Consider the following 12,268-nt stretch of genomic DNA (forward strand, 5'->3'; position numbering starts at 1 on the left):
CCCAGCACGTCAAGGAAGAAGGCCAAACCGCCGCCTCCGACGTCAAAGCAACCGCCACCGACGCCAAAGACCACGTCCAAAACACGTAGTCGACAGAGCACGACGACGGCCGGCCCGCTTTCATGCGGGCCGGCCGTTTCTTGGTGGTCGGGAAGAAGGAGGAGCTTAGGCCCGGCCCTTCAGGATCAGGTTCCAGTAGATGCCGGGGAAAAGGTCCCGCTCGAGAATCCACGTGGAATGCCGTTCCTTGGCAACATCCACCTTCGGGATCGACGGCATGGGCCGGTACTCGTCGTCGAATTCTGCGAATACAACGGTCGACCGGGACACCGTGAAGGGGCAGGCTGAGTACCCGTTGTACTTGGTGGTGGGCTCCCCGCCGCGGAGGACGGCTTTCAGGTTCTTCGCCAGGACAGTGGTCTGTTTCCGCAGCGCGGCGCCGGCCTTGGAGTTTTTGGTGCCGGCGGCGTCGCCCAGGGACCAGACATTCAGGTATCTGGTGTGGCGGAGCGTCTCAGGATCCACCTCCACGAATCCGCCGCTGTCGCCGTCTGCCGGCAGTGCGGTGGCCTTGAGCCAGTCGGGCGCGGACTGTGGCGGCACGGCGTGCAGAACGTCATAGCTGAGGCTCTCACTCCGGCCCGTGGCCGAATCGTGGATCTGTACGCTTCGTGCAGCCGCATCAACTGCGGTCACCTCGCTGTTGCAGCGCAACTCGATGCCGTACTCGCTGATTTTACGGTTCAGCTCCTCGTCCACGCCGGGCACACCATAGACCGTCGGGGTTGGCACCACCATCACCACACGGATGCTGGAGAGCACTCCCTGCTGGCGCCAGTAGTCACAGGCGAGGTACATGGGCTTCTGTGCGGCGCCGCCGCACTTGACCGGCCCGGAGGGCATGGTGAACACGGCCGTGCCGCTCTTCAACCCGCTGAGCAGGGCCCAGGTCTTGGGAGCCAGCTCATACACATAGTTGGAGGAGGCATGGGGTGACTCCATGGCCTCGGCCAGGCCCGGCACCTTATCCCAGTCAAGCTGCAGGCCAGGGCACACCACCACATGGCCGTAGCTGAGCCGGTTCCCGGACGCCAGCAGCACCGTGTTCGTTTCCGGCTTGACGTCCACAGCACTGTCCGGGATCCAGGCCACGCCCCTGGGCATGACCGACTCCTGAGGGCGTACGGCTTCGGCGGCCTCGGCGGTTCCTCCGCCGATATGCGAGAACAGCGGCTGGAAGAGGTGCCTGTCACTGGGTTCCACCACGGCAATGTCACGGACCCCGTAACGCCGGAGCCGGGCGGCCAGCGAGATCCCGGCGTTCCCGCCGCCGATCACCACGACGTCGTGATGCCTGCGTCCATTGCCTTCAGGTCCGGAAGCGTGCCCGACGACGGGCTGCTTCCCCTGCGTCGGAGGGACGGGAGGTGTGCTGGACCGGGAAAGTCCAGATTCGGCTGCCACGGCTACTCCTTCTTTTCCGTCAGGGCGCCGGCCTTGTGTGCCGCCCTCGCCCCTGTCTTGGCGGACTCCACCACGTACTGGGGTTCATCATCACTGGCGCGGTGGGTGTGGCCGTCCAGTTCGAAGTCGCTGGTCTTCTTTTCAACGATCTTGCCGCGGGTCTTTCCCTGCGGCGTGTTCCATTCCACTTCGGTACCTTTGGTCAGCGCCACGCGCACTCCTTAGGTTGGGGCGGGCTCTAAAGTCTTGGCCCGGGTTGGCCGTCAGCACCGACCCTACAGCCGGTGGGTCAGTCCGGCCAGAGCGCCGGAATTGCTGGACTCTGCACGGGCGCGCCACCACACTGTCTATTACAGCCGGCAATCCGGGAAATTGAGGGACGCGGGCACCGTATTTTCCGTGCTTAATTGCACCGGTTCAATCGCACTGAAAGGACAACGCCATGGAGAACCTGGCAGCCATCCTCCCGCTGATTGTCATTGTTGTTGCGGCGCTTCTGGGCGTCCTGATTATCTGGCTGGCCGTCAAACTCATGTGGAAGGTCGCCGAACCAAATGAGGCCCTCATTATTTCCGGACTAACCCGTGCCACCCTGGCAAGCGCCGACGGGATGGACTTCAAGATCGTCACGGGCAAGGGCGCGCTGGTGGTTCCGGGCCTGCAGACCGTCCGGACGCTGTCCCTCACACTGAACGAGACGGAACTGAAGGTCTCCTGCGTTACCAGCCAAGGCATCCAGGTGGTGGTGGAAGGCGTCGTCATCTACAAAATCGGGGATGCGCCCGCATTTATCGCCAATGCCGCACGCAGGTTTCTCGGCCAGCAGCCGAAAATGGAAAGCCAGGTGTACAACGTCTTCGAAGGCCACCTGCGTTCGATTATCGGCAGCATGACGGTTGAGGAAATTATCCGAGAGCGCGACAAGTTGGCGTCCCAGGTCCGCGGGGCCAGTGGCGTGGAAATGGAAAAGCTCGGCCTGGTGGTGGATTCCCTGCAGATTAAGGACCTCCAGGACCCCACCGGCTATATCCAGAACATCGCCAAGCCGCACATCGCCCAGGTCAAGATGGAAGCCCGCATTGCCGAGGCCACCCGGAACCGGGAGGCCTCGGAGCGGGAAGCCGAAGCCGCCGCCCAGATCGCTGATGCGCAGAGTGCTTCGGCGATCAGACAGTCGGCCGCGCAGGCCAATGCGGAGCGGGCGAGGGCCAATGCCGCACAGGCCGGCCCGCTGGCAGAGGCCACCGCACGCCAGCAGGTGGTGGTCCAGGAAACCGAGGTGGCCAAGCTCGAGGCAGACCGCGAGGAACAGAAGCTGCAGACCACCATCCGCAAGCCCGCCGACGCGAAGGCCTACGCACAGCGCACCGAGGCAGAGGCGCAGAAGGCGGCGGACATCAGCGCAGCCGAAGCGCGGGCGAAGCGGACGGAACTGGAAGCCCAGGCCAATGCCCGCCGCGTGGAAGTGGAGGCGCAGGCCAATGCGAGCGCGGCCGCCGCCATTGCCGGAGGCACCCGGGTAACGGGCGAAGCCGAGGCAGCGGCCACGAAGGCACGCGGGGACGCCGCGGCGTCGGCCATCAAGGCGAAGGCCCTGGCCGAGGCGGACGGCATCAAGGCCCGCGGCGAGGCACTGGAGAGCAACCAGGATGCCGTCATTGCCCAGCAACTGGCGGAGAACATGCCGTCCATCGTGGCGGCAGCGGCCGAGCCGTTCGGCCACGTGGACCAGCTCACGGTACTCAATGGCGCCGATGGCCTCAACAGCATGGTGGGCGGGATCATCACCCAGGCGGGCACCTTCCTGCCGCGGCTGTCGACTGCCCTGAAGAACGGGCATAACCACGCCAAGCCGCCGCCGAAGCCGCCGGGCTCTTAGGGACTGGGCACGGCACGAACGGCCCAAAAAGGAACGGCACAGGGGAACTCCGGGGAAGCTGAGGGGAAGCCAAGGGACATGGTGCACAGAAACGTCGACCGGAGCCTGACCGGGAAGATCGGCCGGGTGAGCGGGCGGATCGGCCCCGGAACCGTGGGCGAGGTCATGCTCGCCTACCGCGGCGGCACCAGCGCCTTTCACGCGTACCCGTTCGACAAGGTCAGCGTCTTCCCGGTCGGTGACGAGGTGCTGGTCATCTACTTCGAACCGCCGCAGACCGTCTTCGTGGATGAGCTGCCGGACGTTCTCCGCCACGAGGAACGCTAGCCCCGCCTGTTAACCCAACCTTCCGTTCCCGGTTACGCCCGCTCCCCCGCAAAGTTAGACGGCGGGAACATCGTTGAGGGGTGAGGATCGCTATCGTTGCCGAATCATTCCTGCCGCTGATGAACGGAGTCACGCACTCCATCCTGCGGGTGCTTGAACACCTGCAGGAGCGGGGCGATGAGGTGCTGGTGATTGCGCCGTCGACGTCGGACGCTGATGTTCTGGACGTTGTGAACGGCGCGTTTGTGCACCGGTTGCCCTCCGTTCCGCTGGCGGGTTATCCGAACGTGCGCGTGGCGCTGGGAGGTGTGTACCGGGTCAAGAGAATCCTTGCCGACTACGCACCTGACGTGGTCCACCTGGCGTCGCCGTTCGTGCTCGGCTGGCGGGCGGCGCAGGCCGCGCATCAGCTGGGGATCCCCACCGTGGCCATCTACCAGACCGAGGTCCCCAGCTACGCTGCCCGGTACGGGGTGCCGTTCCTGGAGAACTGGGCCTGGAACCGGGTGGAAAACATTCATCTCCTGGCGTCCCGGACGCTGGTGCCCTCCACTTTCGCGCTGAACCAGTTGCGCGGCCGCGGGATTCTGCGGGTGGGCATGTGGCGGCGCGGTGTGGATACCGCGCGTTTTGCACCGGGAAAGCGCGACGACGGGTGGCGGGCATCCGTGGCCCCGGGCGGTGAGCGCATCATCGGCTACGTCGGCCGGCTGGCTGTGGAGAAGCAGGTGGAGGACCTTGCCGTGCTGGCAGATGTTCCCGGCACCCGCCTGGTCATTGTGGGCGACGGCCCGCAGCGCGCCGCGCTGGAGGAAGCACTTCCCAGCGCGGCGTTCACCGGTTTCCTCGGCGGCGAGGAGCTGGCCCGGGCCGTGGCCTCGTTCGATCTCTTTGTCCACCCGGGCGAGTTCGAGACCTTCTGCCAGACCATCCAGGAGGCCATGGCATCCGGTGTTCCGGTGGTGGCCACTGGCCGCGGAGGACCGCTGGACCTCGTGGAGAATTCCCGCACCGGCTGGCTCTACGAGCCCGGTGACCTGGCCGGACTGCGCCGGCATGTAATGGACCTGATGGGCGACGACGCCAAGCGCCGCGCGTTCGCAGCGGCCGCTCACGCCTCGGTCCAGGGCCGGACGTGGCCCGCCCTGTGTGCTGAACTGGTGCGCCACTACAGGGACGCCATTGCCGGTGCCCCACTTCCCACCGCCCCACTTCCCACCGACACCTTAGGAGCCACCCTGTGAAGATTTCCGTGATCGGCTGCGGTTACCTCGGCGCCGTGCACGCGGCCACCCTCGCATCGATGGGCCACACAGTGGTGGGGATCGACGTCGACCCTGCACGCGTGGAGCAGCTGGCCAGCGGCCGGGCGCCGTTCTTCGAACCCGGTCTCGACGAGCTCCTGCGCGACGGCCGCAGCACCGGCCGGCTCAGCTTCTCCACAGACTTCGCAGACGCTGCAGCTGCCCAGGTGCACTTCCTCTGCGTCGGCACGCCACAGTCCAAAACGTCCGACGGCGCCGACCTCAGCTACCTGCTCTCCGCCACCAGAAGTCTCCTTCCGCACCTGGGCCGGGGTGCCGCCGTCGTCGGTAAATCAACAGTGCCGGTGGGCACCGTTGGCAAGCTGGGACGAATGCTCAGCGGGCGGCAGGACGTGCTGCTGGGCTGGAACCCGGAGTTCCTGCGGCAGGGCACGGCGGTGAAGGACACGCTGGTGCCGGACCGCCTGGTGTACGGGGTGCCCGGCGGCAAGGAGGGCGCATTCGGGCGCCGCAGCGACGGCAGGAAGGGGGCTGCGCGGGGTGTGACCGCCGTGCTGGACGCGGTCTACGAGCCGCTGCTGCGCGCCGGCATCCCGCGGATCGTATGCAATTTCGCGACGGCGGAACTGATCAAATCGGCGTCGAATGCCTACCTCGCGACGAAGGTCAGCTTCATCAATGCGATGTCGGAGCTGTGCGACGCCGCCGGCGCCGACGTCACCGAGCTAAGCGAAGCGATGGGCATGGATCCGCGCATCGGCAACCGGTACCTGCACGCCGGGCTGGGATTTGGGGGCGGGTGCCTGCCGAAGGACATCCGCAGTTTCCGTGCCCAGGCGCAGGCGCTGGAGGTCCGGTCCGTGGACGAGTGGATGGGCGTGGTGGACTCCATCAACCTGGGCCAGCGCGCCCGGACGGCGGAGATCGCCAGTGAACTCTGCGGCGGCATGATCGCCGGCCGGACCGTGACCGTGCTGGGTGCCGCCTTCAAGCCGGACACCGACGACATCCGGGACTCCCCCGCCCTCGACGTCGCACTCCGGCTCGCCTCCGCCGGGGCACACGTCACCGTGACGGATCCGAAGGCCATGAACAACTCCTGGATGCGCTACCCGCAGCTGCGGTTTGAGGCCTCTGCCATGCGGGCCCTTGAGGGTGCCGAGCTGGTGCTGCTGCTGACCGAGTGGGCCGAGTACCGGGACCTGTCCCCAGCCGCCGCCGGGCAGGTGGTACGACGCCGGACGGTACTGGACGCCCGGAACGTACTGGACGCTGCCGCGTGGCAGGCGGAAGGCTGGACCGTCCGCGGCCTCGGAACGCAGCCGGCCCCGGCAGTGGAGCGTGTCCCCGCCGGTTGAGCCTCGGCCCACCGCTGACTGAGCTGGCCTTCCTTGGCCGGGCTTGCGAGGTTAGGGTGCCGGTGCGGACTAACCACCCCTATCATCGAGGTGAGGGGGTGGACGCACAATGGGTTTCGCGCGGTCTCACGCACCGGTCGCATGACAGTGGCTTTCCCACGCCCGGAACAGGGTCCGGCCGGCAGCTACGCCCGCCTGTTTGACTCCCTGCCGGACGCGGTCCTGGTCGTTGCCGGCGACGGGGTAATCACGCAGGTTAATGCCGCCGCCGAACGGCTCTTCGGCTACGGCAGGCTGCAGCTCGTGGGCCAGGACCACCGCATGCTGCTCGCCGAAGGCTACCGCAGCGGCTTCGACCGCCTCTTCGCCGCCCTGCGCAGCGAAACCGGAGACAGCCCGGCTGCGCAGACCCCCTTCGAGTCCTACGGGCTGCGCAGCGACGGAACGGAGTTCCACGGCGAGGTAGCCTGCTCGCTCCTTGATTCGGTCGGCGGCCCATCATTGGTCGCGTCAGTCCGGCCCACGTTCCACCGGCAGGAAGCCGACGCCGAACTGCGGGAAGCGATGTCGCTGCTCAGCGCCACCCTTGAGTCCACGGCCGACGGCATCCTTGTGGTGGGCATCGACGGCAAGATCGCCGGCATCAACGAGCAGTTCACCAAGATGTGGGGCATCCCCCGGGATCTCATGGCCGCCGGAGACGACGCCGCCGTGATCGACCACGTGCTCGGCCTCCTCTCGCATCCGGAGATCTTCCTGGACAAGGTCAACGAGCTCTACGCCCACCCCACCGCCGAAAGCCATGACACCCTGGAGTTCCTCGATGGCCGCACCTTTGAACGCTACTCACGTCCGCAGCGGGTGGGCAACGCCGTGGTCGGCAGGGTCTGGAGCTTCCGGGACGTGACGCCGCGGCGCCGCGCCCAGGAACAGGCCCGGCAGGCGATGGCGGACCTCGCCGAACAGGCGGCGCAGCTGAAGGCGATGGCGTTCCAGGATCCGCTGACCGGACTGGCGAACCGCAAGCTGTTCCATGACCAGCTGTCCGAAGCGCTGCACGGCAGCTATAGCGCCGCCGTCGACATCCTTCTCCTGGACCTTGACGACTTCAAGGAGGTCAACGACATCCTTGGCCACGCCGCCGGGGACCAGATGCTGGTGGAGGTGGCCCGCCGGCTGAGGGCCTGCGTGCGGCCGGACGACACAGTAGCGCGGCTGGGCGGTGACGAGTTCGTCGTGCTCCTGACCGGAGCTCCGGATGCCGAGGCGGTCGCAGAGCGCGTCGTACAGTCGCTCAACGTTCCCGTGCGGATTGAAGGGTCCATGCTTCGGCCGAGTCTCAGCCTGGGGATCGCTTCGCTCAGCGAGGACGCGGTGGCTGCGTCGGAGCTGCTGCGGCGCGCAGACGTGGCGATGTATGCAGCCAAGGCCGCCGGCAAGAACCGGTACATGCGCTTCAGGCCGGAGATGATGACCGCCTTGGTGCAGCGGACGGACATGGAGGCCGGACTCCGGCTCGCCGTCGACAACGGAGAGATTAACGTGAGCTATCAGCCGGTCGTATCGCCCCGGCTGGGCCAGGTGGTCCAGTTCGAGGCCCTCGCACGGTGGGAGCGCCGCGGCAGGAAGGTCCCGCCGTCGCAATTCATTCCGACGGCGGAGCGCAGCGGGCTGATCTCCGCCGTCGGCCTGCAGATGATGCGGGAAAGTTTCATCCAGCTGGGCCCCTGGCTTTCCGGCGGCACCGAACGCTCGCTTGCCGTCAACGTGTCGGGCGTGCAGCTGCGGGACTGTGATTTCGCCGGCACCGTGCTGGGCATGGCGGAGACGCATGGCCTGAACCTCCGGCAGCTGGTGCTGGAGGTGACAGAGAGCGTGTTTTTCGACGCCGACGAGCACGTGATCAGCCAGCTCGCGAGTCTTCGCAGCGCCGGAGTCCGGGTAGCGCTGGATGATTTCGGTACCGGCTACTCGTCGCTGGGCCGGCTCCAGGAGCTGCCGGTGGATGCGGTGAAGATCGACCAGTCCTTTGTCTCCATGGTCAGGACCGGGGCCGAGAAGCTGCCGATCCTCAGTTCCATGATCAACATGGCCCACAGCCTGGGACTGAGCGTTACCGCGGAGGGCATCGAGACCGCCGAGCAGGCCGCCTACCTGACCGACCTGCAGTGCGACGCACTGCAGGGCTTCCTGTTCTCGGTTCCCGAATCCGAGGCCGGGCTCGAGCAGGCCATCAGCCGCTCAGCCGAAGCACTCGAGGCGCTCGAAGGGCTGCGCCTGCGCCGCTGACCGCACCCCTTCCTCACCTCCCGCCGCCTACTAGCCAACCCTTCCTCACCTCCCGCCGCCTTCCAGCAAACCCTTCCTAGGCGTTGTCGAGCTCCGGCCTGTCCACCGGGTCGCCGGCACTGACGAGCTCCAGGCTACGGTCCCAGAAATTCCTCGCCAGCTCGCCGTCGTACGCCTGCTTGTTGGCCTTCGCCAGGGCACGCTTGACGTAAAAAGCGCCGGGAACCCAGTCCCTTCCGGGCGTGGAAGTGGCGAGCCACACGAGCGTGTCTGCGCCTTGCTCGGCCGACAACAGGAACCGGTTCAACACCGTCTTGTAGGCGTGGCGGAACCAGCTCGTAGACTCCGCCGCAAAGTTCGTAGCCACGACGCCGGGATGGAAAGCCGCCGCCGCGATGCCGTCCTTCCCATAACGGTTGTGCAGTTCAGCGGTAAACAGGATATTCGCCAGCTTCGCTGTGCCGTAGGCCCGGTTAGTCGAGTAACTCCGCTCTGAATTGAGATCTGCCAGGTCCAGCCGGCCAAAGCCGTTTGCCATGCTCGAGGTATTGATGACGATGGCATTGCTCGCAGTGAGCACGTCCAGCAGCTCGGTGGTCAGCAAGAACGGCGCCAGGTGGTTAATCTGGAACGTCTTCTCGTGACCGTCCACAGTCAGCTCATGGCCGCGCATGATTCCGCCGGCATTGTTCACCAGAACATCGATCCGCGGATAACGGCTCCGCAGCGCCGCGGCCAGCTCGCGGACCTGGGAAAGCTCAGCGAAGTCGCAGACAAAGTAATCAGCGCCCAGTTCGGCGCTTACCGCCGCGGTCTTCTCGGGCGAACGTCCGACGACGACAACCCGCTCCCCTGCCTTCGCCAGGTTCCGTGCGGCTGCGGCACCGATGCCGTCGCTGGCTCCGGTGATGACGATAGTGCGCTGGGCCATAAAGAGTCCTTTACAGGTCGGACGGTTGGGCGGTGCACGAACCGCTGTTCAAGCCCTGTGTCTGTGAAAGGGCTCCACTGACCCAACGGCCCCCGCCGGGAATCTGTTCCAGCAGGAACCGTAGAAGCGTTTGGGGATTGACGGCAGAACCTGAGGAAGCGTCGGGAGAAAAGCGGCAGGATGCGAGGTGTCAGCGCCGGTCGAAAAGTGAGCCATTTCGTGGGTTGAAAAGTGAGCCACGTTGACGTTGGTTATTCTGCCGTATTTTCCGCCCGTGTCGAGGGCAGCGTGTCGGTGAGGGTGTGTTTGAGCCGGTAGCTGGAGCCTTTGAGGGTTATGACTTCGGCGTGGTGGACGATGCGGTCGATCATGGCTGAGGCGACGACTTGGTCTCCGAACACGTCACCCCATCGGGCGAAGGGAAGGTTGGAGGTCAGGATCAGCGAGGCGTGCTCGTAGCGTGAGGAGACGAGTTGGAAGAACAGGTTCGCTGCGTCTTGTTCGAACGGGATGTAGCCGACTTCGTCGACGATGATCAACCGGTAGCGGCGCAGCCGAATGAGTTCCTGGGGCAGCCTGCCGTTTTGGTGCGCGGTCTGGAGCCGGGCGACCCAGTCGATGGCGGTGGCGAACTGGACCCGGTGCCCGAGTTGGGTGGCGCGAAGGCCGAGTCCGGTGGCGAGATGGGTTTTGCCGGTTCCGGGCGGGCCGAGCAGGACGATGTTGGAGGCTTCGGTGAGGAACGCGCCGGTGGCAAGGTGGGCGATGGTGTCGCGTTTGAGGCCGGGCTGGTGGTCGAAGCTGAAGTCCTCGAGTGATTTGCGGGCGGGGAACCCTGCTGCCCGGGCGCGGGCTTCGGCTCCGGAGGCTTCCCGGGCGGCGACCTCCCGGGAGAGGACCGCGGCGAGGTATTCCTCGTGGGTCCAGCCTCCGTCGCGGGCCTGGTCCGCGAGCCGGGCTGCGGCTTCCCGGATCCGGGGTGCCTTCATCGCCCGGGAGTAGTACTCGATCTGTCCGGCGGTTTCCTTCGCGTCGGGCATCACGCGACCTGCCCGTCATCGAGAACAACACCGAAAGCCCGGTCGTAGTCGGCCAGGTCCCGCACTCCCGCAGCCTCCGCGGGTGCCGGGTTTTGGAAGGCCTTCCGCAGCGCCCGGGCCGCCTCCACATGAACCGGATCGGTAATCGTCAGGCCGGTGCCCCAGGACCTGGCATGGTCCCCGACATTCCTGCCATCCAGGCTGATCCGGACAGTGTCCAGGTCAGCGGTGACCTCAACGAACCTGCCGATCGCCTGCGGGTGGACGGAGTAGTCGTTCGATCCCATCCGGACGTAGTAATCGCGCGGGAGCCGGACCCGTGCCGCGAACCCGGTCACCGGCGGGACCGGCGGCAGTCCCAGCATCGCCGCCCTGTCCTGCGGAAGCAGATCCGCGGGCCGGGCCCCGGTCCGGCGGACCAGCCGCGCATTGGCCTTGGGCAGCCAGTCCGCGAGCTGGACGTTGAAGTCCTCGGGAGAGGCGAAAGACCGCCCGGGCAGGAACGAGGTCTCCAGGAACTGGTTCGCCCGCTCCACCACGCCCTTGCTCTCCGGGTCGTACGGCTTGACCTGCACTATCCTGGTCGCGAGCACCCCGGCGAAGGCCGGAACCCCGGCCGCGAAGCTGTTCCGGCGCCCGATCCCGGTTTCGTTATCCCAGATCAGCCGCCGCGGAACCGCGCCCAAACCACCCAGCAGCTCCCACATCCCGGCCAACAGATCCCCGGTCACGCGCGACGGGATCATCCGGGCCATGATGAACCGCGAATGCGAGGACACCATGACCAAAACCGGCAACACCCTGGCCTTGCCCGCCCCGACCGGTACCCGGACCTCCGGGAACCACAGGTCGCACTGCACCTGATCCCCGGGCGCGTAACTGATCCGGTCGGCAGGATCCGCCGGGGCATACTCCGGCCGGATCCTGGCCACGTTTTCCCTGAACCACGCCGCGGACCCGGACCATCCCACCCGCTCCGCGAGCACCGTGGCCGGCATCCGCGGGTTCTCTTGCAACAGCGCACGGACCGCCGGCTCGACCGCCTTGATCCCGGAGTCCTGCGGCGCCCCGGACATACGCCGGCGGGCTCTCAGCACTGACCGCCTTCGCCACCGTGTTCCGGGAAATCCCCAGCCGCGCCGCTATCGACCTCATCGACTCACCCTCGGCAAGATGCAACCGCCGAATAAGCGCCCAATCCTCCACAGTGATCACCCACCCAATCGTTTGAAACGGGTGGCTCAGTTTTCAACCGTCACAATGGCTCAGTTTTCGACCGTCACCGACAGCGAGGAAGGGTTTGGGCGAGTCTGCTCCCCCTGGGACGCTCTATCACTACCTACGGCGTCTAACCCAACGCTCCTTCAGATCCTGCCGCCTCAAACCAGACCCTCCATCAGCTCCCGTCGCGTCACACCAAACCTTCCCTCACGTCCTGTCGGGTTTCCCCTGACGCTCCCTCAGTTCATGCCGGGTCAAACCCACAGGATCCACTGGTCTTTAAACGGCCCAGGCCCCGGACGGGTACCGAACGGGGCCTGGGGCAGGTGGTGTTTTAAATGCGGGAGAGCCCCGACCAATTGCTTGGTTGGGGCTCTCGACCGTTTTTTCTCAAATGGTTGTCCGGCGGTGACCTACTCTCCCACACCCTCCCGGGTGCAGTACCATCGGCGCTGTGGGTCTTAGCTTCCGGGTTCGGAATGGGACCGGGCGTT

The 12,268-nt window shown here is 66.2% G+C and carries 9 protein-coding genes, 1 rRNA gene and 1 pseudogene; 5 read left to right on the top strand and 6 right to left on the bottom strand.

The features are described 5' to 3' along the window. Window positions 1-165: 165 nt before the first annotated feature. Complete coding sequence (locus ACFTR6_RS21700) at window positions 166-1,341, bottom strand: NAD(P)/FAD-dependent oxidoreductase (RefSeq protein ID WP_377959439.1); 1,176 nt, start codon at window positions 1,339-1,341, stop codon at window positions 166-168. A gap of 125 nt (window positions 1,342-1,466) precedes the next feature. After that, window positions 1,467-1,676: a DUF2945 domain-containing protein gene (locus ACFTR6_RS21705; RefSeq protein ID WP_377959433.1), complete on the bottom strand. Its 210-nt coding sequence runs from the start codon at window positions 1,674-1,676 to the stop codon at window positions 1,467-1,469. A 230-nt stretch (window positions 1,677-1,906) separates the two neighbouring features. Here ACFTR6_RS21705 and ACFTR6_RS21710 point away from each other — a divergent pair, with 230 nt between their 5' ends. The 5 genes from ACFTR6_RS21710 to ACFTR6_RS21730 all read left to right on the top strand — a co-directional run bounded on the left by ACFTR6_RS21710 (window position 1,907) and on the right by ACFTR6_RS21730 (window position 8,582). Then, complete coding sequence (locus ACFTR6_RS21710; RefSeq protein ID WP_377959434.1) at window positions 1,907-3,343, top strand: flotillin family protein; 1,437 nt, start codon at window positions 1,907-1,909, stop codon at window positions 3,341-3,343. 81 nt (window positions 3,344-3,424) lie between these two features. Continuing rightward, window positions 3,425-3,670 (top strand): hypothetical protein, encoded by a 246-nt coding sequence (locus ACFTR6_RS21715; protein WP_157365267.1) that lies wholly within the window; start codon window positions 3,425-3,427, stop codon window positions 3,668-3,670. Between the two features lie 80 nt (window positions 3,671-3,750). Continuing rightward, window positions 3,751-4,914, top strand: coding sequence for a glycosyltransferase family 4 protein (locus tag ACFTR6_RS21720; RefSeq protein WP_377959435.1), 1,164 nt, complete (start codon window positions 3,751-3,753; stop codon window positions 4,912-4,914). Further along, the gene (locus ACFTR6_RS21725) at window positions 4,911-6,293 is read left to right on the top strand and encodes a UDP-glucose dehydrogenase family protein (protein WP_377959436.1); all 1,383 of its coding nucleotides are present in this window, start codon (window positions 4,911-4,913) and stop codon (window positions 6,291-6,293) included. The genes ACFTR6_RS21720 and ACFTR6_RS21725 overlap by 4 nt, the downstream gene beginning before the upstream one ends. A gap of 141 nt (window positions 6,294-6,434) precedes the next feature. Then, window positions 6,435-8,582 (top strand): putative bifunctional diguanylate cyclase/phosphodiesterase, encoded by a 2,148-nt coding sequence (locus ACFTR6_RS21730; protein WP_377959437.1) that lies wholly within the window; start codon window positions 6,435-6,437, stop codon window positions 8,580-8,582. A gap of 76 nt (window positions 8,583-8,658) precedes the next feature. Here ACFTR6_RS21730 and ACFTR6_RS21735 read toward each other — a convergent pair whose 3' ends face one another. The 4 genes and pseudogenes from ACFTR6_RS21735 to rrf form a co-directional block, all read right to left on the bottom strand. Then, window positions 8,659-9,513 carry an SDR family NAD(P)-dependent oxidoreductase gene (locus ACFTR6_RS21735; protein ID WP_076798468.1) on the bottom strand — a complete coding sequence of 285 codons (855 nt, stop codon included), beginning with the start codon at window positions 9,511-9,513 and terminating at the stop codon, window positions 8,659-8,661. A gap of 251 nt (window positions 9,514-9,764) precedes the next feature. Further along, window positions 9,765-10,553, bottom strand: coding sequence for an IS21-like element helper ATPase IstB (gene istB / locus ACFTR6_RS21740; protein WP_377959438.1), 789 nt, complete (start codon window positions 10,551-10,553; stop codon window positions 9,765-9,767). Then, window positions 10,553-11,768 (bottom strand): annotated as a pseudogene (gene istA, locus ACFTR6_RS21745) (IS21 family transposase). Before istA ends, istB begins: the two are co-directional and overlap by 1 nt. 406 nt (window positions 11,769-12,174) lie before the next feature. Beyond that, window positions 12,175-12,268 (bottom strand): 5S ribosomal RNA (gene rrf, locus ACFTR6_RS21750); the annotation flags it as partial.

Source organism: Arthrobacter sp. NPDC057009, from assembly GCF_042673905.1.
GTDB lineage: Bacteria > Actinomycetota > Actinomycetes > Actinomycetales > Micrococcaceae > Arthrobacter.